20 protein-coding genes are annotated in these 22,230 nt (G+C 68.3%); 9 read left to right on the top strand and 11 right to left on the bottom strand.

Translation table 11 applies throughout. The features are described from left to right. The 3 genes from J3R73_RS15680 to J3R73_RS15670 all read right to left on the bottom strand — a co-directional run bounded on the left by J3R73_RS15680 (nucleotide 1) and on the right by J3R73_RS15670 (nucleotide 2,906). Entirely contained in the window at nucleotides 1-885 is an 885-nt protein-coding gene (locus J3R73_RS15680) for a branched-chain amino acid ABC transporter permease (protein ID WP_307428585.1), read from the bottom strand. 79 nt (nucleotides 886-964) lie between these two features. Then, complete coding sequence (locus tag J3R73_RS15675) at nucleotides 965-2,083, bottom strand: ABC transporter substrate-binding protein (protein ID WP_307428583.1); 1,119 nt, start codon at nucleotides 2,081-2,083, stop codon at nucleotides 965-967. Nucleotides 2,084-2,195: 112 nt separating this feature from the next. Further along, nucleotides 2,196-2,906 carry a GntR family transcriptional regulator gene (locus tag J3R73_RS15670; RefSeq protein WP_307428579.1) on the bottom strand — a complete coding sequence of 237 codons (711 nt, stop codon included), beginning with the start codon at nucleotides 2,904-2,906 and terminating at the stop codon, nucleotides 2,196-2,198. A 186-nt stretch (nucleotides 2,907-3,092) separates the two neighbouring features. Between J3R73_RS15670 and J3R73_RS15665 the strand changes: the two genes are divergently transcribed. Beyond that, entirely contained in the window at nucleotides 3,093-4,112 is a 1,020-nt protein-coding gene (locus J3R73_RS15665; protein ID WP_307428576.1) for an isopenicillin N synthase family dioxygenase, read from the top strand. Nucleotides 4,113-4,182: 70 nt separating this feature from the next. Here J3R73_RS15665 and J3R73_RS15660 read toward each other — a convergent pair whose 3' ends face one another. Together J3R73_RS15660 and J3R73_RS15655 are read right to left on the bottom strand one after the other, a co-directional pair. Beyond that, entirely contained in the window at nucleotides 4,183-5,496 is a 1,314-nt protein-coding gene (locus J3R73_RS15660) for an MFS transporter (protein ID WP_307428573.1), read from the bottom strand. A 232-nt stretch (nucleotides 5,497-5,728) separates the two neighbouring features. Continuing rightward, on the bottom strand, nucleotides 5,729-6,514 hold the full coding sequence (locus J3R73_RS15655) for a GntR family transcriptional regulator (protein ID WP_307428570.1): 786 nt from the start codon (nucleotides 6,512-6,514) through the stop codon (nucleotides 5,729-5,731). A 312-nt stretch (nucleotides 6,515-6,826) separates the two neighbouring features. On the opposite strand from J3R73_RS15655, the gene J3R73_RS15650 reads away from it, so the two are divergent. From J3R73_RS15650 to J3R73_RS15640, 3 genes are read left to right on the top strand one after another with little or no spacing between them, the layout of a single operon-like run. Continuing rightward, a complete protein-coding gene (locus J3R73_RS15650) occupies nucleotides 6,827-7,945 on the top strand; it encodes a sugar ABC transporter substrate-binding protein (protein ID WP_307428567.1) in 1,119 nt (372 codons plus the stop codon). Beyond that, nucleotides 7,942-9,537, top strand: a complete 1,596-nt coding sequence (locus J3R73_RS15645; RefSeq protein ID WP_307428564.1) for a sugar ABC transporter ATP-binding protein — start codon at nucleotides 7,942-7,944, stop codon at nucleotides 9,535-9,537. The genes J3R73_RS15650 and J3R73_RS15645 overlap by 4 nt, the downstream gene beginning before the upstream one ends. After that, nucleotides 9,534-10,565, top strand: a complete 1,032-nt coding sequence (locus J3R73_RS15640) for an ABC transporter permease (protein WP_307428561.1) — start codon at nucleotides 9,534-9,536, stop codon at nucleotides 10,563-10,565. The genes J3R73_RS15645 and J3R73_RS15640 overlap by 4 nt, the downstream gene beginning before the upstream one ends. Before the next feature lie 27 nt (nucleotides 10,566-10,592). Here the strand turns inward: J3R73_RS15640 and J3R73_RS15635 are convergent, their stop codons facing one another. From J3R73_RS15635 to rutA, 6 genes are read right to left on the bottom strand one after another with little or no spacing between them, the layout of a single operon-like run. Next, nucleotides 10,593-10,787 carry a hypothetical protein gene (locus J3R73_RS15635; protein WP_307428558.1) on the bottom strand — a complete coding sequence of 65 codons (195 nt, stop codon included), beginning with the start codon at nucleotides 10,785-10,787 and terminating at the stop codon, nucleotides 10,593-10,595. A 16-nt stretch (nucleotides 10,788-10,803) separates the two neighbouring features. After that, the gene (locus tag J3R73_RS15630; RefSeq protein WP_307428555.1) at nucleotides 10,804-12,234 is read right to left on the bottom strand and encodes an amidase; all 1,431 of its coding nucleotides are present in this window, start codon (nucleotides 12,232-12,234) and stop codon (nucleotides 10,804-10,806) included. Further along, on the bottom strand, nucleotides 12,227-13,654 hold the full coding sequence (locus J3R73_RS15625; protein ID WP_307428553.1) for an amidohydrolase family protein: 1,428 nt from the start codon (nucleotides 13,652-13,654) through the stop codon (nucleotides 12,227-12,229). Before J3R73_RS15625 ends, J3R73_RS15630 begins: the two co-directional genes overlap by 8 nt. A gap of 17 nt (nucleotides 13,655-13,671) precedes the next feature. Continuing rightward, nucleotides 13,672-14,712 (bottom strand): CobW family GTP-binding protein, encoded by a 1,041-nt coding sequence (locus J3R73_RS15620; RefSeq protein ID WP_307428551.1) that lies wholly within the window; start codon nucleotides 14,710-14,712, stop codon nucleotides 13,672-13,674. Between the two features lie 8 nt (nucleotides 14,713-14,720). Continuing rightward, on the bottom strand, nucleotides 14,721-16,316 hold the full coding sequence (locus tag J3R73_RS15615) for an amidase (protein WP_307428548.1): 1,596 nt from the start codon (nucleotides 16,314-16,316) through the stop codon (nucleotides 14,721-14,723). Further along, complete coding sequence (gene rutA / locus J3R73_RS15610) at nucleotides 16,313-17,398, bottom strand: pyrimidine utilization protein A (RefSeq protein ID WP_307428546.1); 1,086 nt, start codon at nucleotides 17,396-17,398, stop codon at nucleotides 16,313-16,315. Before rutA ends, J3R73_RS15615 begins: the two co-directional genes overlap by 4 nt. Before the next feature lie 292 nt (nucleotides 17,399-17,690). On the opposite strand from rutA, the gene J3R73_RS15605 reads away from it, so the two are divergent. From J3R73_RS15605 to J3R73_RS15585, 5 genes are read left to right on the top strand one after another with little or no spacing between them, the layout of a single operon-like run. Next, on the top strand, nucleotides 17,691-18,281 hold the full coding sequence (locus J3R73_RS15605; RefSeq protein ID WP_307428545.1) for a malonic semialdehyde reductase: 591 nt from the start codon (nucleotides 17,691-17,693) through the stop codon (nucleotides 18,279-18,281). Between the two features lie 45 nt (nucleotides 18,282-18,326). Next, nucleotides 18,327-18,854, top strand: a complete 528-nt coding sequence (locus tag J3R73_RS15600) for a flavin reductase (RefSeq protein ID WP_307437381.1) — start codon at nucleotides 18,327-18,329, stop codon at nucleotides 18,852-18,854. A 10-nt stretch (nucleotides 18,855-18,864) separates the two neighbouring features. Beyond that, nucleotides 18,865-20,238 carry an amidase gene (locus J3R73_RS15595; protein WP_307428542.1) on the top strand — a complete coding sequence of 458 codons (1,374 nt, stop codon included), beginning with the start codon at nucleotides 18,865-18,867 and terminating at the stop codon, nucleotides 20,236-20,238. After that, nucleotides 20,235-21,533, top strand: a complete 1,299-nt coding sequence (locus tag J3R73_RS15590) for an amidase (protein WP_307428539.1) — start codon at nucleotides 20,235-20,237, stop codon at nucleotides 21,531-21,533. Before J3R73_RS15595 ends, J3R73_RS15590 begins: the two co-directional genes overlap by 4 nt. A gap of 52 nt (nucleotides 21,534-21,585) precedes the next feature. Continuing rightward, the gene (locus J3R73_RS15585; RefSeq protein ID WP_307428536.1) at nucleotides 21,586-22,212 is read left to right on the top strand and encodes an isochorismatase family protein; all 627 of its coding nucleotides are present in this window, start codon (nucleotides 21,586-21,588) and stop codon (nucleotides 22,210-22,212) included. Nucleotides 22,213-22,230: the final 18 nt, after the last annotated feature.

The following is a 22,230-nucleotide window of genomic DNA, read 5'->3' as shown; positions in this document are numbered from 1 at the left end:
TCAGCGCACCAGGCTGCTGCGCCGCTGGCGCGGCTTGAGGCATAGCACGAGCACCATCGCCGCCACGGCGATGGTGTCGCGGAACTGGCTCGGCAGATACCAGGGGGTGCCGGTGAACAGCGATCCGAAATCGATCCCGATCGCGATGTTCTGCACCAGCGACAACACGCAGGCGCCGGCGACGGCGCCCGCGAGGCTGCTCAGTCCGCCGATCGTCACCGCCGCGAAGACCGGAAGCAGGATCTGCAGGTCCATGTCCGGCTGCAGGCGGGTTTCGAGAGCGAACAGCGTTCCGCCGAGCGCCGCGAAGGCGCCGGCGACGAACCACATCAGCGCCGTCAGCCGGTCGGGCGGGATGCCGCGGGTCTGCGCCAGGTCGCGATTGTCGGCCAAGGCGCGCAATCCCGTGCCGAGGCGGGTGCGGTGCAGGAGGAGCTGAAGCACGATCATGGCGGCGACGGTGGTGCCGATCACCGTGAGGTCGAGGCTGGTGACGACCGCGTCTCCCAGCAGATAGCTGTCCGTATCGATGTCGAAGACGCGCGCCGCGCCGCCGAACACGGAGGCGACGGCGGAGCGAAGCAGCAGCGCCACGCCCCAGGATGCGATCATCTTGGCTTCGGGCCGCATCGCGCGGAGCGGATGGAAGACCAGGCGTTCCACGGCGATCGCCATCAGCCCGGTCAGGACGGCGGAAACGGCGGTGGCGACCGGCAGGTCGAAGCCCATGCCGCGGACGGTATAGGTCAGATAGCCGCCGATGACCGCATATTGGATATGGGCGAAATTCGCGAAGCGGACGACCGAATAGGCCAGCGCGACGCCAACCGCGATGATTGCGATCTCGCTCGCATAGATGGCCGAGTTCACTAGGATCTGGAGCAATGGATGAGCCGCAATCGACAAAGGAAGGAGGGGGCCTGCCGCCGGGAGCGGCAGGCCCGTTCTCGGGAAACGGCGCGGCTTATTTCTGGCCGACCGTGACGAACTTGCCGTCCTTGTAGCTGATGATGTCGATCGGCGGATCGATCCGCTGGCCGCGGTCGTCCCAGGTGATGGTGCCGGTCGCGCCGTCATAGCCGACGACGCTCTTGCCCATCGTGGCGGATGACAGCCCGCCGGGCGCGGCGGCCGCCCTGGCGATCAGCATGAGGGCATCATAGCCATAGAAGACGTGGGGCAGGGGCTGTTCGTCCTTGCCGTATTTGGCGGCATATTCCTCGCCGACCTCCTTGGCGACTTTGCCGGTCAGGCCGCCATTGTCGACCCCCGTCAGGCGTCCGTTCATCCACGCCTCGTTCTCGACGGTGAGGATCGAGGGATAGCCGGCATACCAGATCTGCTTGAGGCCGAGGCCGCGCGCATTCTTGAACACGGTGCGGGAATCGTCGCCATAGCCGGTGGTGACGATCGCGTCGGGCTTGGAGGCGACGAGCTGCTGGAGATCGGCGCGATAGTCGGGCTGGCCTTCGCTATAGGCGATCTTGGCGACGATCTTGCCGCCCTTGGCCTGGAAGGCGGCCGCGGATGCGTCCATCAGGCCGGTGCCGAAGGTGTTGTTGGGAACCACGAAGGCGGCGGATTTCACGCCCTGGCTCGCCACCCATTCGCCGAGCGCCTTGCCGACGATGTCGTCGAGCGGCAGCACGGAGTAGACGGTGCCGGCAAAGTCGCCGAGCTTGGCGGAACTCGACGACGTGTTGACGATCATCTTGCCCTTCTGCTTGGCGATCGGGGCCACCGCCAGCTCGATGCTCGACCCGCCGAACATGATGATGGCCGTCACCTTGTCCACGTCGTAGAGCTTGGTGGCGGCGTTGAGGGCCTCCTGCGTCTTGTATTGCGCATCCTCGATGATGAGCTTCACCGGGTGGCCGTCGACGCCGCCGGCCTTGTTCACGGTGTCGGCGGCGATCTGGATGCCGCGCACCATGTCCGTGCTGGTCTTGACGTCCATACCGGTGAGGTTGGCGATCACGCCGACCGGGATTGGCTCCTTCGTCTGCGCCTGCGCCGGCTGGCACCCGATGGCCGTCAACGCCGTCAGGCCGGCGCCGACCATCGCCTTAAAGAAACGCCTCATGGAAGCTCCTGTTCTCATCTGAATGGATACGCTGTGTTTTCGTCAGTCGTTTTCCCCGCCCGCTTCGGAGGGGCGGCTGTGATGTGTGACGCGACGCCGCGCGGACGCGGCGTCAGGCCGACGCCTTGGCGGTGTCGTCCCCGACCTGCGCCACGAGCGTGGCGCGGATCATCTGCCAGGACCGCGTCACGAGGTCCTGTGTCACCGAACTGGCCTGCTCGGGGGCTCGCGACTTGATGGCCGCCAGAAGCGACGCATTGGCTTCCGTGCTGGCGAGGACGAGATCCCGATTGTGGCGATAGCAAAAAAGGCGGTAGCGCAGCGCCTGCTTGTCGAGCCCCGAAAGGATCTGGCGCAGCGTCTCGTTGCCGCATTCGGCATGCAGCTTGTCGGTCAGGGCGACGTTGGCGGCGAAGGCCCTGTCCCTCTCGTCGGCCTCGATCGCCTTGCCCATCTCGGCCACGAGCGCCGCGATCGACGCGATGGTTCGCGGGCTCGCCCGCCGGGCCACGCCCGCCGACGCCATCGCTTCCAGGGAGACCCGGCAGGCATAGACTTCGTCGAGCTTGCGGGCCGTCAGTTCGGTCACGAAGATGCCGACCCGCGGCTGCCGCTCGACCAGGCCGTAGGAGGCCAGGATCTGCAGCGCCTCGCGCACCGGCGAGCGGCTGACCCCGAAGCGGTTGCAGATCTCCTCTTCCACCAGGCGCGCCCCGGGGGCGAAGCGAAGATGGATGATGTCGTCCTCGAGGCGGCGGATCAGATCCTCCCCGAGGAGCCTGGGCCGCCGGAGATGCTCGTTCGCCGAATGATTGGCCGCCATGGGATTCTGTGCCTCCGAGGATGGTTGCAACCGACGGTCCCGGCAGGAAAGGGGCTCCCGCCGGCATGTGCAAGAAGGGACTGGACAAGGGCGGCCCTTCTCTGCTTTCCTGTATACTGTCGACCGTATATTAGAACGAGTCAAGTCCTGTAGGCAGTCGTTTTCCTCACATGCAAGGGTCAGGCCATGGTAGCGACGAGCAAGGATTCAGGGGAGAAGAAAGCCGTGGAGACGCCGGATGACCGGCTTCCGATCGTGGATCTCCGGAATTTCGCCTTCGACGAAGCCGGGGCCGAGAGCATCGCCCGCGAGGTGGATCGCATCTTTTCGGAGACGGGCTTCTGCTATCTGTCGAATACCGGCGTGCCGGACGAACTGATGGTGGAGATCTTCGAGGCCTCCAAGGCCTTCCATGCCCAGCCGCAGGCGGACAAGGAGGCGCTGGCGATCAATGCCTATCATCGCGGCTATATGGCGCCAAAGACGTCACTGATCGTCACCTCGTCGGTGGCGAACGTCACCAAGCCGAACAACAGCGAATCGCTGCTGATCATGCACGAGGTGCCGGAGGACGATCCGCGCTTCGGGCAGGACCTGCAGGGCCCCAACCAGTGGCCGGCGAAGCTGCCCGAGTTCCGCGAGACCGTCACCCGCTATATCGACGCGCTCGAGACGCTGGCGCGCCGGTTCACGCAGATCATCGCCCGGGCCCTCGGGCTGGATCCGCATGCGCTCGACCACCATTTCAACCGTCCCACGACATTCCTGCGCCTGCTCCATTATCCGCCGCAGCCGGACGCCGCCGACGACGAATTCGGCTCGGCGCCGCATACCGACTATGGCTTCATCACCATCCTGCTGCAGGACAATGTCGGCGGCCTCGAAGTGCGCCGCCGCGGCGGCGGCTGGATCCGCGCCGTGCCCGTTCCCGGAACCTTCGTCATCAATGTCGGCGACATCCTGTCCCGCTGGACGAACGGACGCTGGCAGTCGACGCCGCACCGCGTGCAGAACAAGAATGTCGTCGACCGCTATTCGGCGCCGTATTTCTTCGACCCGGACATGGCGGAGACGATCACCTGCCTCCCGGCCTGCGTGCCTGCCGGCGAAGCCCCGCGCTTCGAGCCTGTGCTCTACGGCGACTATCTGATGGAGCGCATCGACAAGAATTATCAATATCGCAAATCGGTTTCGGGCGGCGCCTGATCCGGCGGGCGCCCGAGGGTTCGGCACCGCGCGGCCGCCGAAGGCGGCGCGGCGCTTTCGGCCGTGCCGCTCATTCGCGCTGGGCCTGAACGAGGCCGTGCCGGTGCCGGTGGGCCCAGCCCGCCAGGCCCGTTCCCAGCAAGGCCGGGATGCCGAGGAGGGCGAAGGCATGGACATAGGAGCCCAGCCAGGAATAGACGAGGGCGAACGTCGAGGGCCCGAGCACGACGCCGGCGAAGGTGTAGACGAGCACGTCGCCGGTGAGCGTGCCGGAACCGCCCGCGGCGCTGGACGGGCTCAGCCGCGCCGTCTCGGCGAGCATGACGCCGTTCCAGCCGACCGAGCACAGTCCGGTCACGCAGAGGAAGGCGATCTCGGCGCCGACGGGCATCGACGGACCGAGGGCGAGCGCCACGCAGCACGACGCCGTCGCCGCGCCGAGGAAGGACAGCACCAGAAAGCCGGCGTCGAGGAGGTCGGCGACGATGCCCCATAGAATACGCCCGCCGGCGCCGCACAGCTGCACCGCGGCGGCCATGCCGGCCGCCGAGACCGGCGTCCAGCCCAGTTCCTCGACCAGCATAGTCACCACGAAAGCCGAGACGCAGAGCTGGATGGCCGAATAGAACAGGCCGAGCAGCGACAGCACGACAAGCCCCCGGTGCCGCCAGACGATCGACTGGCCCCGCCAGACGGTCTTGAGGTCCACGGCCGTGGCCGGCTTGCGGTCGTCGTCCCACCATTCGCGCAGAACGAAAAACAGCAGGGCCAGCGCCAGGCTCGGCAGAGCCCCGGCCAGGACCGCCCCCTGCCAGCCCAGTGCCGAGGCGAGGTGAGGAAGGCTGACGGCGGCGAGCATGCCGCCGGCCGGTACGCCCGCCTGCTTGACCGAGAAGATCGCGTTTCTCAGCCGCGCCGGTGTCACCCGGTTCAGCATGTGCGAAGAGCAGGGGTTGTTGAAGGCATAGCCGATGCCCAGCAGCAGCGAAGAAGCCAGCATCAGCCACAGCAGGCCGCTGGCGAGGCCCGCCATGCCGCCTCCGGCGCAGACAAGGGCGACGGCGTTGAGGCGCGCCGCTCCCCAGCGCTTGACGAGGCTGCCGGCGACCGCGGACGCGAAGATGCCGGCGAAATAGATCAGGCTGACCTGATAGCCGATCCAGGAAGGCTCGATGGACAGGCTGGAGGCGACCAGCGGCGCGATGCCGGCGAGGCTGAGGACCGATGCCGTCGCCAGCATCTGCGATGCGGTGCAGATGGCGAGGGTGCGGCCGAGGCCCGGATGGCGGCGTGACGGCGCGCCCGGCTCCCGCCCGGCGGCCGGAAAGAGGGGGGCGGCCGGGGACGCGAGCGTACCGGCCCCGTCGCTGTCGAACTCGTGCATGCCATTCATATGTACGAACTTATGCGAAAGGAATTTCGATGACAATCCTTCGAAAGGGCGTGTGAATGTACATATCGATGGTTGTGGACCTCGCCGCCTCACGCGCTGTCGTCCGCCTCCGGCGGTCCTTCGGAAGCGCTCGGCGCAGGGCGGAAGAGGCGGGTGATCTGCGGCCCGTCTCGCACGAGGGATCGTATCGCGAGCGGCGAGCCTTGCCGCCCCGGTCGTCGGTCTAATCGCGCTTCAGCGACACCGAATAGAAGAAGCGGTCGGACGGCAGGATATTGATGGACATCATCAACAGCCGCCGTCCCGTGCCGAAATAGCGGCGGGTGATCTCGAGCGCCGGCTCCCCCTCCACAGCGGAGAGTTCGGCAGCCATCCTGCCGTCCACGATCGTGGCGCGGATTTCCTGGTGGATTTCCGTCAGCGCCTCGCCCGACTGCTTTTCGACCAGCACGAAGAGCGCCTGGCGGACGACCTTCGGCAATTTGAGGGAGGAGGCGAAGCGCCAGTCGATATAGACGTCGATCCAGGACAGTGGCTGCGGCTCGCCGTCGATGCGCCGCTGGCAGCCGAGATGGAGCCAGCGGTGATTGGCGCGGCAGCCGAGCTCGGTGGCGAGCCGGCCCTTCGCCGCCACGATTTCGGAACTCTGGACCAGCAATTCCGTGCCCTCGGCGATCTCGACGAGATCGGTGGCCGACATCACCGAATAGCTGAAGCGCTTCTGGGTCTGCCGCGCCTCGACGCGCGTGCCGATACCTTTGCGCGCGCTCAGCAGGCCCTGCTGTCGGAGCTGGCCGATGGCCTGGCGTATGGTCTGGCGGCTGACGCCATGTTGCTCGGCCAGCGCCAGCTCGGTGGGCAGGAGCGAGCCGACCGCATATTTGCCGCTGCGGATATCCTCCTGGAGGGCCTTGGCGACCAGCAGATAGAGCGGCGTTCCCGGGCGGGTCCGGGCGTCGGGCAGGGACGCTTCGGAGGCCCGCTCCGTTCCCGCAGCCAGATCGATCATGTTTCGACGCTCCCCTGAAGTTCGGCGGCCGCCGCCCCGTCGACGTCGCCTTCCCCTCGGACTGCTGTGCCGCTGATCGGGAAGCGGCATAAATATTGTGCAGTCGCTCTTTTGGAAACCTCTACCCTGCTTTCTCGCGGGCGGCCACCCTTTAATGTACGGACAAAGACCCGCCTCCATCCCTCGTGGTCATATGGCACGCTCCTTGCTTGATGTTCGGCGCTAGTCCGAACTTATGACAAGGTTGCGGGACTGCCAGGCAGGCAGCGACCTGCTCTTGTCCGGGCGGCACGGCCCTGATCGGAGAGATTCATGTCGCGCAAGTCCACCTTGGTGTCCGTCGTCCTCTCAAGCTGCTTTTTCTCTGTGCTCGCTTATGGGCCGGCCTCCGCCGCCGGCCCGGATCTCGACCATGCCAAGTCGGTCGTCGAGGCGCATTCGCGCATTCCGGACTTCGTGCCGCCCGGCCCGCCGTTCAAGGCCAGGGAATGCATGGCGGGCAAGAAGCTCCTCTCCATTCCCACCTCGAGCGCCATCCCCTTCGTCGACGGCATCGAAAGCTCGATGACGGCGGTGGCCAAGGATGTCGGCTTCACCTTCCAGCAGTGGAAGAACCAGGGACGCCCGACCCAATGGGTCCAGGGCATGGATTTCGGCGCCAACAACAAGTTCGACGGCATCGACCTGATGGGCGGCATCATCCCGTCCTCGCTGGCGCCGCAGGTGGCGGCGGCCAACAAGGCCGGGGTGAAGGTGTTCGCGTCCCATTATTCCGACACCAGCCAGCCGGCGGATCCCGGGGTCGCCGTCACGCTGAAGCTGCCGTTCCACGAGGTCGGCGAAATCATCGGCAACTGGATCACCCTCAAGACCGGCGGCAAGGCCAATGTGCTGATCATCGGCTCGGACGACGTCATCCCGAGCCGGCCCTATTCGGCCAAGCTCGCCGAGACGCTCGATACGGTCTGCGGCGCCGGCTGCAAGCATCGCTACGTCAATGTGACGCTGGCCGACTGGTCGAGCAAGATCCAGACGACGGTGCAGTCGGCGCTGATCGCCGATCCCACGATCAATTACGTCGTGCCGCTCTATGACAGCATGGCCCAGTTCGTCCTGCCCGCCCTCACCATCACCGGCCACAAGAAGGACGTGAAGATCGCCACCTTCAACGGCACCCCCTTCATCGTCGACATGGTGCGCAAGGGCGACGTCGAGATGGATGTCGGCGAGAGCCTGGGCTGGATCGCCCGCTCAACCCTGGACGGGGAGATGCGCAACCTCTGCGGCCTGCCGTCCGGCGATACGCTGAACGTTCCCCTCTACATCTTCAGCAGCGACAACGCCAAGGATGCCGGCGTGCCCGCCACCTTCGACAAGGGCTATGGCGACAAGCATATCGGTGGCTTCGCCAAGCTCTGGGGGCTCGAATGACGGAGCCGCTGCCGCGCCGCTATCCGGGCGAGGCCCCGGCGATCTCGATCCGGCACCTGTCGAAGCGCTTCGGCTCCTCGCTCGTGCTCGACGACGTGGCGCTCGACGTCATGCCGGGGGAGGTCCACGGCCTCCTCGGGCAGAACGGTTCGGGCAAGTCGACGCTGATCAAGATCCTCGCCGGCTTCCACGATCCCGAGCCCGGCGCCGAGCTGCTGATGCATGGCGAGAATGTCGGCCTGCCGCTGCCGCCGGGCGCGGCGCGGCGTCTCGGGCTCGCCTTCGTCCACCAGCATCTCGGCCTCGTCCCGTCGCTGACGGTGCTCGAAAACCTGCTGATCGGCGACATCGCCTCGAAGACGCGCTGGCGGGTCGACTGGCGCCGGGAGGCGGCGAAGGCGCGCGACACCTTCGCCCGCTTCGGCCTGACGATCGATCCGATGGCCAAGATTGGTGACTTGCCGCAGGTCGAGCGGGCGCTGGTGGCGATCGTCCGCGCCTTCGAGGATATCCGCACCTCCGCCAAGGGCGGCCAGGGCGTGCTGGTGCTCGACGAGCCGACACCCTTCCTGCCCAAGGTGGGTGTCGACCAGCTGTTCGCCCTCGTCCGCACCATCGTGAAGGAGGGCGCGGCGGTCATCTTCGTGTCGCACGACATCGACGAGATCCGGGAGATCACCGACAGGGCCACGGTGCTGCGCGACGGCCATCTCGCCGGCACGGTCGTCTCCAGGAACGCGACGGCCGACCGCTTCGTCGAGCTGATCATCGGCCACCGGGTGAGCCTCCACAAGACCGCGACCAAGTCGCTCGCCGGCAGGCCCGCGGCGGTATCGGCCGAAGGGGTGACCGGCGCCATCGTCCGGGATGTCTCGCTCACCGTCCGCCGCGGCGAGATCCTGGGCCTCACGGGCCTGATCGGCTCGGGCTTCGACGAGATACCCTATCTCCTCTACGGCGCGAGGCCGGGGAAGGCCGGCACGCTGGTGATCGACGGCCGGAGGCTGGCCGTCAGCCGGATGTCGCCGCCGGCCGCGCTCGCCGCCCGCCTCGCTTTGCTGCCGTCCGACCGGCTCGGCGCCGCCGGCGTCGGCAGTCTCTCCATCGCCGACAACATGCTGCTGCCCGCCCTTGCCGATTTCATGCGCTGGTTCGGGCTGGACGGGGCGGCGATCGGGCGCCGCGCCTTCGAGCTCGGCAGCGCCTATGACGTGCGTCCGAACCGGCCGGAGCTCACTCTCGTCTCCCTCAGCGGCGGCAACGCCCAGAAGGCCCTGATGGCGAAATGGCTCCAGACCTCGCCGCGCCTGCTGATGCTCGACGAGCCGACGCAGGGCGTCGACGTCGGGGCGCGCCAGCAGCTCTTCGCCGCCCTCGAGCACGCGACCACCCAGGGGACCTCGATCCTCGTCGCCAGCACAGACTACGAGCAGCTCGCCCAGATCTGCGACCGCGTCCTGGTCTTCGCCCGGGGACGCGTCATCCAGACGCTGGAAGGCGCGGCCATCAGCAAGGATGCCATCGCCGAGCAATGCCTGCGCAGCGTGGGCGCGGCCGATGCGGATTCCATATCGGAGGCTACAGCAGCATGACGAACGCATCCGAAACAGCCGGTGCCAAGCATTCGGCATCCGCCCCGCGCGGCAGAGCCGCTGTCGCTGGGGTGAACTGGGCTCGCTTCGCCGAAGCCTATGCACTTCTCGCCGCCACCATCGCGCTCGGCGCCTTGTTCGGCCTTCTGGTGCCCGGCATCTTCCTGTCGTGGAACAACATCTCCACCATGCTCGGCTCCCAGGCGGTCCTGGTTGTCCTCGGCCTCGCCTTGATCATCCCGCTCACCGCCGGGGATTTCGACCTGTCGATCGCCAGCAACCTGACGCTCTCCGCCATGATCGTGGCGGTGCTCAACGCCCAGCTCGGATGGCCTCTGCTGGCCGCCATGGCGGCGGCCCTCGCAGCCGGCGTGGTCGTCGGCATCGTCAACGCCGCCTTCATCCTCTATTTCCGCATCCCCTCGCTGATCGTCACGCTCGGGACCAGCACCTTCATCGGCGGCATCGTGTTGTGGATCAGCGATTCCAACACGATCAGCGGCATCGACAACGATCTCGTCGACTGGGTGGTGGTGCGCCATCTGTTCGGCATTCCGCTCGCCTTCTATTACGCGCTGCTCCTGTGCATCGCGATCTGGTATTTTCTCGGCCATACGACGGCCGGACGCCGGCTCCTCTTCGTCGGCCGCGGCCGCGAGGTGGCGCGCCTGTCGGGGATCCGGGTGGAGCGCGTGCGCTTCCTGTGCCTGATCGCTTCGGGCGTGATCAGTTCGGCAACGGGCATCCTCTATGCGGGGACGATCGGCGCGGCCGACCCGATGTCCGGGCAGACCTTCCTGCTGCCGGCCTTCGCCGCCGCCTTTCTCGGCGCGACAAGCATCACCCCGGGCCGCTTCAACGCGTGGGGCACGCTGATCGCCGTCTATTTCTTGGTGATCGGCATCACCGGCCTGACCATGCTCGGCATCCAGACCTTCGTGCAGAACCTGTTCTATGGCGGCGCGCTGGTTCTCGCCGTCGCGCTGTCCCAGCTCGTGCGCAAGCGCGAGCCGCAGGAGTTCAGCTGAAGCGGGAAGAAGGAGGCCTCGCGGCCTCTATCCCCGCCGCCGCAGCGCTTCGAGATGCAGATCGAAGACATGAGCCGGTTCGAGGAATTTGTCCGCCGTGCGCGGCAGCCGGGCCGTGGTCCGCCGCACGATGGCGGCGATGACGGGGTAGCGGCTCTTCTGCTCGGCGGTGAGGCAGGCCGGCAGGCCGGGAATCTCCGGGGCGGGTTCGGTTTCCTGCATGTCCATCGGTCCTGCCTCAAGTCAGCGTCGGAAAGCGTTCGCGCCAGGGGGTGGCGCTTTCATAGGCGAAGGCGGCCCGCAGCAGCGTCGCCTCCTCGAACCACCGGCCGACGAGCTGGATGTTGGTCGGCATCCCGTCTTCGTCGAAGCCGCTGCACAGCGTCATCGCCGGGTGGCCGCTGATGCTGAAGGGCGTCATCGCGGTGTCGCCGGTGAAGGCCGCGACGCGCTCGAAATCACCGGCCGGCGCGGCGACGTGAAAGGCGCCGGGCATCAGCAGCAGGTCGAGATCCGCCATCAGCCCGGCATTGGCCTGCGCGAGCAGCCGTCTTTCCCGCAGCGCCGCGATGTAGTCGGACGCGCCGACGCTCAGGCCCGCCATCATCTTGTCGCGCAGGGCCTGCCCCATCTCGCCGCCGCGCTCGCGGAAGTCGCGCTCGTGGATGGCGAAGGATTCGGCCCAGTTGATCACCGAGGCGGCGTTGCGGTAGCGGATGACGGGCGCGGGCAGGGCGACCGGCACGATCCTGGCGCCGGCCCGCGCCAGCGTCTCCGCGGCGGCGGCGAGCTGGGCGAGATTGGCGGGGTCCGGATGGACGCCGTCGCAGTCGCAGTCGGCGATCAGACCGATCGTCAGGCCGGCCACGCCGTCTTCAAGCCCGGCGGCATAGTCGCGGGACGTGCCGGCGGAGATCGGATCCATCGCGTCGAAGCCGGCGATGGCCTGCAGCACCACCGCACAGTCCCAAACGTTCCAGCACAACGGCCCGGCGGTGTCGAAAGCCCAGCAATTGGGCAGGATGCCGTGTCGGCTGACGAGGCCGTAGGTCGGTTTCAGGCCCTGCAGGCCGCAGGCCGCGGCCGGCAGGCGCACGGATCCGCCGGTATCGCTGCCGAGCGCGAACATCGCCGTCCTGGCCGGGACGGCGGCACCCGCACCGGTCGAGGATCCTCCGGTGAAGCGGGCGGGGTTCCAGGGATTGCGTGCGGGGGCGTAGGGCAGGTCGTCATAGACCGGTCCCATGCTGGTGCCGTATTCCCAGGTGTTGAGCTTGCCGAGCAGCACGGCGCCCGCATCGGCCAGGCGGGTCAGGGCCGTGGCGCTGAACGAGGGCACATGCTCGATCAGCAGGCGCGAATTGGCGCAGGTCCGCACCCCCTTGCTGAAATAATTGTCCTTCACCGCGAAAGGCAGGCCGTGCAGGGGCCCGCGCCAGCGCCCGGCCGCGATGTCGGCCTCCGCCTCCCGGGCGGCGAGGCGGGCCTGCTCGGCCGTGACCAGGATATAGCTGCCGATGCGGTCATCGACGGCAGTGATCCTGGCGAGACAGGCCTCCACCAGCTCGACCGGCGACAGGCGGCGGCTGCGTATCGCCTGCGAGGCCTCCCGCATGGTGAGATGCAGCAGGTCCGCGGTCCGCGCGGATGGCGCCGTGCCGTCAGACATTCGGGCCCTGCCGGATCTCGTCGGCAATCTTGCGCGGGATGAAGGCGCCGTCCGACAGGTCGCCGTTGAACTGGCCGCCCTCGACCATGACCTTGCCGCGCAGCACCGTCATGCTCGGCCAGACCGAGACGTCCCAGCCGTCCCAGGGCGAGTAATCGGCCGAATGCAGCGCCGTACCGTCGATCTTGTGCGCGAGCTTCGGGTCGAGCAGGACGATGTCGGCATCCGAGCCGACCGCCAGCACGCCCTTGCGCGGATAGAGGCCCATGATCCTGGCGGCGTTGGTGGAGATCAGCTCGACGAAATGCTCCAGCGAATAGCCGCGCTTGTCCACCATCTGGGTGTACATCAGCGAGACGCGCGGCTCGACGCCGGAATTGCCGCCGGTCGTGTCGTCGATGCGGTTGCCGAGCAGCTTGACGTCGAGCGAGCAGCAGACCTCGTCGGTGGCGACGCATTGCAGCGCGCCCGATTCCATCGCGCCCCACAGCGCCTTCTGATCCTCGGGATATTTGAGGGAAGGGTAGGTGTGATAGATCTGGCCGTTGGGCCGCTTATAATCCTCGGCCGTGTAGAGCATGTATTGGTGCAGGGATTCGCCGTAGATCGGGAAGCCCTTGGCGCGCGAGCGGGCGATGGCCTCGACGCCGGTGCGGGCGCTGGTATGGACCATGTACATCGCGGCGCCCGGCACGTTCTGGGCGAGCGCGATCACGCGGTTGAAGGAGAGTTCCTCCGAGAGCACCGTATGCGCCTCGGCGAGATATTCGAAGCCGACCTTGTCCTCGGCGATGAGCTTTTCGTACATGTGCATGACGAGGTCGTTGTCCTCGGCATGGATCAGGGCGAGGCCGCCCTCGCGCGCCAGGATCTTCAGCACCTCCCAGATCTCGCCGAAATGGGTCAGATGCGCCATGCGGCCCGGCGTGATGTCGGTGGTGAACATCTTCACCGTCGGGTAGCCCGCATGGACGAGGTCGGGAATCTCGCCCAGGATCTCGGCCGACATCGGGCTCTCCACCGCCAGATGCAGCGCATAGTCGCTGAAGCATTTGGCGTCGAACAGGGTGCGGCGCGCATCCACCGCCTCGTGCAGCGTGGTGCCGTTCTGCCAGAAGACGAAGTCGCACATCGTCGTGGTGCCGCCGAACAGGCAGGCCTTGCTGATGACCTCCGGGGTGTCGCTGGTCACCGTCAGGCCGCGGGGGCCGGGCATGGTCAGGCCGCAATGGATATGCGGGTCGATGCCGCCGGGGATGACGATCTGGCCGGTCGCGTCGACGATGCGCGCTGCGCCGACGCCCGCCAGGGTGCCTGGCCCGCCGATGGCGGCGATGGTCTGGCCGGAGACGGCGATATCGACGGTGGCCGCGCCGCCGGGGAGCACGGCCAGGCCGTTGGTGAGGACGAGATCGAACATCTTGGCATTCTCCGATGTCAGGCGGCTGCGGTGAGGCTGGATCCGATCTTTGCCGTATCGCCGGGGACGGGTGTCCAGGCGACCGGCGCGAAGGCGGCAAGGCAGGCGAGGATCTCGTCCGGCTCGATGTCGCGGACGATGAAGACGAGGCGGCTGCGCCGGTCGGCATCCGGCCAGGCGTCGAGCCATTGCGGGCGATAGATCGTGTGCTGCACGGCATGGATCACGGCGATCCCGTCAGGCCGGTCCGAGAAGGCGATCAGGCCCTTGGCCCGCAGCAGGTCCTCGCCGCGCCGGGTGGCGAGGCCGCCGAGCGCCCGGGCGAAGTCGAAACGCGTCGGCGGCCGGGTGAGCACGAGGGAGAGGGTGCGGATCCCGGCCGTGTGCGCCGGCCCGCCCTCGGTGACCGGCTGGGCGGCGAAGCGCCGCGCCGCAGTGGATGACAGCCCGTCGAAGAGGAGCGCCGCCGGTTCGTCGCCGCCCGGCAGCATGCGCCGGTCGGCCCAGGCATTGAGGCCGTCGAGCCGGCCGAGCAGGGCGCTTCCGGGCTGGGCGACATCGGTCTTGGTGAGGAGGATGCGGTCGGCGACCGCCACCTGCGCGCTCGCTTCCGGATGGCGCTCGATCGTACCGAGCCCGGCGAGCGCGTCGACCAGCGTCACCACGCCCTGGAAGGCCAGGACATGGCCGAGCATCGGGTCGGCGGCGAGCGTGTAGAGGATGGGGGCGGGGTCGGCGAGGCCGCTGGTCTCGATGACGAGACGGCGAAACATCGCGATTTCGCCGCGGTCGCGCTGCTCGATCAGGCGGCGAATGGTGGTGGCGATATCGAGGCGGCGGATGCAGCACAGGCAGCCGCCCGGCATCTGGAAGGCCTGCTCCTCGACGGCCTCGACGAGGAGGTGGTCGAGCCCCATCTCGCCGGCCTCGTTGATGATCACGGCGGTATCCGCCATGCCGGGCGAGCGCAGCGCCTTCTGCAGCAGCGTGGTCTTGCCGCTGCCGAGGAAGCCGGTCAGCACCGTGACGGCGAGCTTTTCCGGAGCGGCGGACAGCATGGACCCTCTCATGTCACGGTGGGATCGGCGGGAGCCCGCCTGTGATGCTCCGTCACGTCCTGGAACAGGCTGCCCAGGCTCAGACAGAGCGCGTCGTCATAGGGTTTGCCGACGATCTGGATCGCCACCGGCAGGCCCGTCCTTCCCGTGCCGGAAGGCAGCATCAGGGCCGGCAGGCCCGCATAGTCGAAGATCATGGTGTTGCGCGGAATGATCATCTGCAGCGGGTGGCGCGTCCGGTTCACCTCGACCGTCATGTCCTCCAGGAAGGCCGCTTCGCCGCCGAGTCCCGGCGTCACCAGCACGTCGACGCCGTCGAGGGCCTGCAGCATGCGCCGGATCACCAGCGGGCGCCGCCTCAGGGCGCGCAGGTAGTCGGCGGCGGTGAAGACGAGGCCCTGCTCGATGCGGGCGCGCGCGCCGGCGTCGAACTCGGCGATCCTCTCCAGCACCGGCTCCTGCAGGCTGGCGAGTTCCGACATCAGGATGAGGTAGCCGTCGGCATGGGCGGTGGCGATGTCGCCGAGATCGACGGGCACGAGCCGGGCGCCGAGCTTCTCGAAGACGGCGAGCGCCTCGCCCCAGGCCGAGAGCACCGCTTCGTCCTGCATCTCGACCAGCCAGCCCTCGGGCACCCCGATGCGCACGCCGCCGAGGTCGCTCACCGCCCGTTCGGCCGCGTAGCCGCCGGCGGCGGTCGGGTCGACGCCGTCCGGTCCGGCGATGAACGGGATGACGCGCCTGAGATCGTCCACCGACCGGGCCATCGGGCCGATATGGTCGAGCGTCCAGGAGAGCGGGATGACGCCGGTGCGGGGCACGAGGCCGCGCGTCGGCTTCATCCCGCAAATGCCGCAGAAGGCGGAGGGCACGCGGATCGAGCCGCCGGTATCGGTGCCCAGCGCCAGCGGCAGCAGGCGGGCCGCCAGCATCGCGCCCGAGCCGGTCGAGGATCCGCCGGTCCAGCGCGACCGGTCCCACGGATTGAGAACGGCGCCGTAGCGCGGATTATGGGCCGAGCCGCAGGCGAATTCGGTGGTCGCCAGCATGGCGAGCGGGATGGCGCCCTGCGCCCGCAGTCGGGACACGACCAGCGCATCCGACTCGGCGACCCGCTCGCCCGGCAGGAACGAGCCGCCGGTGACGGGCGCGCCCGCGACGTCGATGATGTCCTTGACGCCGAAGGGGATGCCTTCGAGCGGCCGCCCCTGGCCCCTGGCGATGCGTTCGGCGCTCTCCTTCGCGGCGGTCTCGGCACCCGCGATCATCGCCAGCACGGCATTGGCACCGGTCGGATGGGCCTCGATCCGGGCGATCAGGGCCTCGATCGTCGCGACCGGATCGGTGACGCCCTGCGCATAGGCGGCCTGGAGTTCGCCGACGCCGAATTCATGGACCGTCATGCCGTCGGGCACCTGCACGGGGGCGGGGGCCGCGGCTGTCGACGGCGGCGGGGCGAGCGCGAGAAGGTCGCGCTCCGCCCATCCGGGCTCCGGCGTGTCCGACCAGGCCGGCGGCAGTTCGCTCGGCCGCTCCGGCTTCGCCGCGATGGTGCCGGCCAGGATGGTGGCGCGCAGCACCTCCGGCGGGACGGGCCGGTTCATGCGGCGGCACGCTTCTGCATGGCGGTGCGGGACGCCATCAGCGGCTGGACCCTCTCGCCGAACTTGTCGAGGCCGGTGAGGAAATCGTCGAAGGTGAGCATGATGCCCTTGGCGCCGGGAATGGCGGCGACCTCGTCGAGCATGCGGGCGACGCTGGCATAGGAACCGACGATGGTGCCCATGTTGAAGTTCACCGCCCCCTCGGGCAGGTTGATGTGGCGGGCGGTGCCGGTCTCGCCGGCGGCCTTGTCCTTGCCGCCCTGGTCGGCCATCCACGACAGGGCGCCGACGTCGGCGCCGTCGCGGTAGTGCTTCCATTTTGCCAGCGCGAGCTCGTCGGTCTCTTCGGCGATCATCATGAAGAGCAGGTAGGAGCCGACGTCGCGGCCGCTTTTGGCGGAGGCTTCGATGAGGCGCTGCGCGGTCGGCGCGCAGGCGGTGGGCGTGTTGACGCCCACGCCCATGACGAAATTATAGTCGGCATATTCGGCCGCGAATTGCATGCCCCGCCCGCTCTGGCCCGCCGCGACGATCGGGATGTCGGCCGAAGGGGTCGGCTTCATCATGCAGTGGTCCATCTGGAAGAACCGGCCCTTGTGGTTGGATTCGCCGGTGGCCCAGAGCTCCTTCATCACCTGCACATATTCGGTGGAATAGTCGTAGCGCTGGGCGAAGTAGTCGTCGCCCGGCCAAAGCCCCATCTGGTCGTATTCGGCGCTCTGCCAGCCGGAGACGATGTTCACGCCGAAGCGGCCGGGCGCGATGGAATCGATCGTCGTGGCCATGCGGGCGACCAGCGCCGGCGGCAGGGTCAGCACGGCGGTGGAGGCATAGAGCTTGATCCGTTCCGTGACGGCGGCGAGGCCGGCCATCAGGGTGAAGGATTCCAGATTGTAGTCCCAGAATTCGGTCTTGCCGCCGAAGCCGTGCAGCTTGATCATCGAGAGGGCGAATTCGAAGCCATACCCCTCCGCCTTCTGAACGACGGCTTTGTTGAGGGCGAAGCTCGGCTTATATTGCGGCGAGGTTTCGGAGATCAGCCAGCCATTGTTCCCGATCGGTATGAAGACGCCCATATCCATCGTCGCAACTCCATTGCATTGCGCCATCGTGTCCGATGTCGAAGCAAGATCGGTGCCAAGTCGTACGGATAAGTCCGGACATGGAAAGGCATGGGCAAGGCGCGAGTACGACGATCGCCGGACGGATCCCGGCGTGGCTCGCCGCCGCCGAGGCGCGGGGCCTGCCGCGCCTGTGGGCATTTCCCTGATGTCTGATTAGGCATATGTACGAACATATAAGCTTGCATGGCCGCCCCGCGTGCCTATGGTTGCGGACCAGGGCGGTCTGGTCCATGTCGTGAAGAAGGAAGGTATGATGACCCGGATCGGGGATGCGGCGCTCGAAACCCTGTTCACCCGCGCCCGCACGTTCAGCGCCTGGCGGACGGAGCCGGTGTCGGACGATCTATTGCGCGAGCTCTACGGCCTCGTCCGGCTCGGGCCGACATCGGCCAATTGCAGCCCGGCCCGGTTCGTCTTCGTGCGCACGCCGGCCGGCAAGGAAAAGCTGAGGCCGAGCCTGTCCAAGGGCAATCTCGACAAGACGATGGCGGCGCCCGTGACGGTGATCGTCGCCTATGACACGGCGTTCTACGAGCAGTTGCCGAAGCTCTTTCCGCATGGGGATGCGAGATCCTGGTTCACGTCGAGCCCCGAACTCAGCCGGGAGACGGCCTTCCGCAACGGCTCGCTCCAGGGGGCCTATCTCATCGTCGCGGCGCGCGCGCTCGGCCTCGACGCCGGCCCGATGTCCGGCTTCGACAATGCCGCGCTCGACGCGGCCTTCTTCGCGGGAATGACCTGGAAATCGAATTTCCTCATCAATCTCGGCTATGGCGATCCGGCTGGCCAGTTCGGCCGCCTGCCGCGCCTGGAATTCGAGGAGGCCTGCCGCCTGGATTGAGACGTCCAGCCGGCGGAGCGCGGCGGAAGGAGAGTGGGCATGCAGATGCAGCCGGCCAGGAATGCCGCCGGGGAAGGCGTGGTCGAGGATGCGGCGCGCCGCGAATTTCGCGACGGGATGGCGCGCCTCGCCGCGGCGGTCAACATCGTCACCACCGACGGGCCGGCAGGGCGCGCGGGCTTCACCGCCTCGGCGGTATGCAGCGTCTCGGACAGCCCGCCGAGCCTGCTCGTCTGCCTCAACCGCTCCGCCTCCGTCTATCGAACCTTCAAGGCCAACCAGGTCCTTTGCGTCAACACCCTTGCCCACGGCCAGGAGGATCTGGCCCTGCTGTTCGGCGGCAGGACGCCGATGGAGGAACGCTTCGCCGCCGCCTCCTGGTCGTCGCTCGAGACGGGCGCCCCGGCGCTCGCCGGCGCCCTCGCGACGTTCGATTGCCGGATCACCGAGATCGTCGAGAGCGGCACGCATGATGTGATGTTCTGCGAGGTGCTCGCGGTCGGGCTCGGCGAGAGCCTGCCGGGCCTGATCTATTTCGCGCGCCGTTTCCACGGCGTGGCGATCCCCGGCTGAGGACGGCGCGATGGCGAGCGGCTTCGTCGGCGGCGAGGAGGAAGGCGGAGCCTCGTCGCCAGCGGACAAGGTGGATGCCTGCCTGGCGGCGATCGGGCGATACAATCCCGTCATCCGTTCGATGATCACCGTCCTCGGCGAGGAGGCCCGGCGCGCGGCGGCGGCGCGGGGACGCGGCGCCGGAGCGCTCCAGGGCCGGGTCGTGTCGGTGAAGGACAATGTCGACACGGCCGGCATCCGGACCACGCGCGGCTCGGCCTGGTTCGCCGACCGCGTGCCCAATGGCGACGCGACGGTGGTCCGGCGCCTGCGGCGGGCCGGGGCGATCCTGATCGGCAAGGACAATCTGCACGAATTCGCCTTCGGGGCGACTTCGCAGAACCCGCATCACGGCGCCTGCCGCAATCCGTGGAACGTCGAGGCGATTCCCGGCGGATCGAGCGGAGGTTCGGGTGCATCGGTCGCCGCCGGCTTCAGCGAAATATCCCTCGGCAGCGACACGGGCGGATCGATCCGCATCCCGGCGGCGCTGAACGGCGTATCGGGGCTGCGGCCGACCGTCGGCCGCGTTTCCAATCACGGCGTCATGCCGGTGAGCGCCGCCTACGACACCGTGGGGCCGCTCGCCCGGCGCGTCCGCGACGTGGCGGCGGCCTATGAGGTCATCGCGGGCCATGATCCGCAGGATCCGTTCAGCGTCGCCAGGCCGGTCGAGAGCTGGGCGGGGCTCCATGCCCGCGGTCTCGCCGGCCTCAGGATCGGCGTGCCCACGAGCGTGATCGCGGCCGAGGCGGAGGCCGGGGTGGCGGCCCTGGTTCGCGACGCAGTGGACGTTTTCGCCGACCTCGGCATGACGTCGTCTTCCATGGAGATCGACGGCTTCGGCGAGGCGCAGCTCGCGCTGCAGACCTGCGCACAGGTCGATGCCGCCGCGGTGCACCAGGAGCGGATGGCGCAGGATCCCGCACGCTTCGGCGCCGATGTGGCGCGCCGGCTGCGCCTGGCGGCGGCGATCCCAAGCGTCGCCCTCGCGCAGGCCCAGGCCCGCGGGCAGGCCTGGAAGCGCCAGGTCGAGACCCTCTTCGGGCGCGTCGACCTGATCGCCATGCCGACGGTCGGCTTTCCCGCTCCGCTGGCCTCGGACGCTCCCGACATGATCGCCGCCACCTACCGGCTGACGAGGCTGTGCGGTCCCTGGTCGCTCGCCGGCGTGCCGGCGCTGTCGATACCCTGCGGCTTCGAGCGGGGCATGCCGGTCGGCCTGCAGCTGATCGGCCCGCAATGGTCGGAAGCCCTGCTCCTGGCCGCCGGGGTGGCGTTCCAGGAGGTCACGGATTTCCATCGCAAGACGCCGCCTCTCGGCCAGTTGAAGGATGCACCATGAACAGGCAGGCAAGGCCGTTCGCCGCGCTCTCGGCCGTGGAGCTCGCGCAGGCGATCCACGCCGGGGACCTCGATCCGGAGACGCTGGCCCGCGCCTGCCTCGACCGGATCGCCGAGCGCGAGCCGCTCCTGAAGGCCTGGGCATATCTCGACCCCGCCGAGGTCCTGCGCCGGGCGCGCGAACTCGCCAAGCGGCCGAGCCTCGGGCCCCTGCACGGGGTGCCGGTCGCCATCAAGGACGTGATCGACACCGCCGACATGCCGACCGATCACAATTCCCCGCTCTACAACGATCACCGGCCGGGGGCGGACGCGCCCTGCGTCGAAACCCTGCGGGCGGCGGGCGCCCTCATCATCGGCAAGACCGAGACCACCGAATTCGCGGCCGCCGGGCGCAATCCGTGCACGCGCAATCCTCATGACGCCACCCGTACGTCGGGCGGGTCGTCCGCCGGTTCGGCAGCGGCCGTCGCCGACGGCCAGGTGCCCCTGGCGCTCGGCACCCAGACCGGCGGCTCGACCATGCGGCCGGCGTCCTTCTGCGGCGCCTATGCGCTCAAGCCGACATGGGGGACCGTGAGCCGCGAGGGCGTGAAGCTCTATTCCCTGAGCCTCGACACCGTGAGCTGGTATGGCCGGTCGGTCGCCGATCTCGACCTCGTCGCCGCCGTCTTCGGCATCGGCGCGGAGCCGGTGCCGCCGCCGCCCGTCGCGGGCCTGCGCATCGCCCTTTGCCGCTCGCCCGAATGGCAGGTGACCGAGCCCTCGATGCGGGCCGCGTTCGACCGCGCCGGCCGGGCCCTGGGCGAGCTCGGCGCCGGCATCTCCATGCTCGATCTGCCCGACGCGTTCTCGCGCCTGTCGGCGGCGCATAAGGTCATCCTGTTCAGCGAGGGGCGGGCCGCCTTCCTGAACCTCTATCGCAATCGCTACGACCTGCTGCACGAGGACTTCCGGCATCGCGTGGAGAACCGCGACGGCTTCTCGAACGAGGATCTCGTCGCCGCCTACGACCTCTCCGCCCAATGCCGCATGGCCTTCGACGGGATCGCGGCGGACTATGACGCGATCCTCACCCCGAGCGCGCCGGGCGAGGCGCCGGTGGGAACGGGTCCCGGCAATCCCGCGCTCAACCAGATCTGGACGCTGCTGCACGTGCCCTGCGTCAATCTCCCGCTGTGGCGCGGCGAGAGCGGCCTGCCGCTCGGCCTGACGCTGACCGGGCCCCGTTTTGCGGATCGCCGGCTTCTGGGCGTGGCGCGGGCGATTGAAGCCGCGCTGGCGCCGGAAATGTGACGACGGCCTTCCGGCCGTTTCGCCCCATGCGATGAAGGGAGGACGAGGAACGATGGCAGAGGATCTCGATGCCAATTATGCCAGGGCCGGCTATCACCACCGGCTGGGATTCGGCGCGCGGCCGGCCCTCCTGCTCATCGATTTCGTGCAGGCCTATTTCGAACCCTCGTCGCCGCTCTATGCGGGCGTCGACGCCGCCCTGGAACAGGCGCTGCTCGTCCTCGAGGCGGCGCGGCGGCGCGGCATCCTGGTGGTCTTCACCAACGTGACCTATCGGATCGGCGCCGTCGACGGCGGCATTTTCCGGCGCAAGGTGCCGGCGCTGGCCTGCATGGAAGAGGGCAACCCGCTCGGCGGATGGCCCGCCGGCCTCGCGCCGCGGGCGGGCGAACTGGTGCTCTCCAAGCAATACCCCTCCGCCTTCTTCGGCACGTCCCTCGCCTCGACGCTGACGGCGAACCGGATCGACAGCGTGCTGCTCACCGGGCTGACGACGAGCGGCTGCGTCCGCGCGACCTGCGTGGACGCCATGAGCCACGGCTTCATCCCGATCGTGATCGAGGACGCCTGCGGCGATCGCGCCATCGAGCCGCACAAGGCCAACATCTTCGACATGAGCGCCAAATATGCCGACGTGATCGACGCCTGCGCCGCCATCGCGTATCTGGGCGAGCTGTGACGACGGACATGGTCGCCG

The sequence above is a fragment of the Labrys monachus genome (genome assembly GCF_030814655.1).
Taxonomy (GTDB): domain Bacteria; phylum Pseudomonadota; class Alphaproteobacteria; order Rhizobiales; family Labraceae; genus Labrys; species Labrys monacha.
The sequence above is the reverse complement of the archived record's forward strand: the minus strand, read 5'-3'. Positions and strand labels throughout refer to the sequence as shown.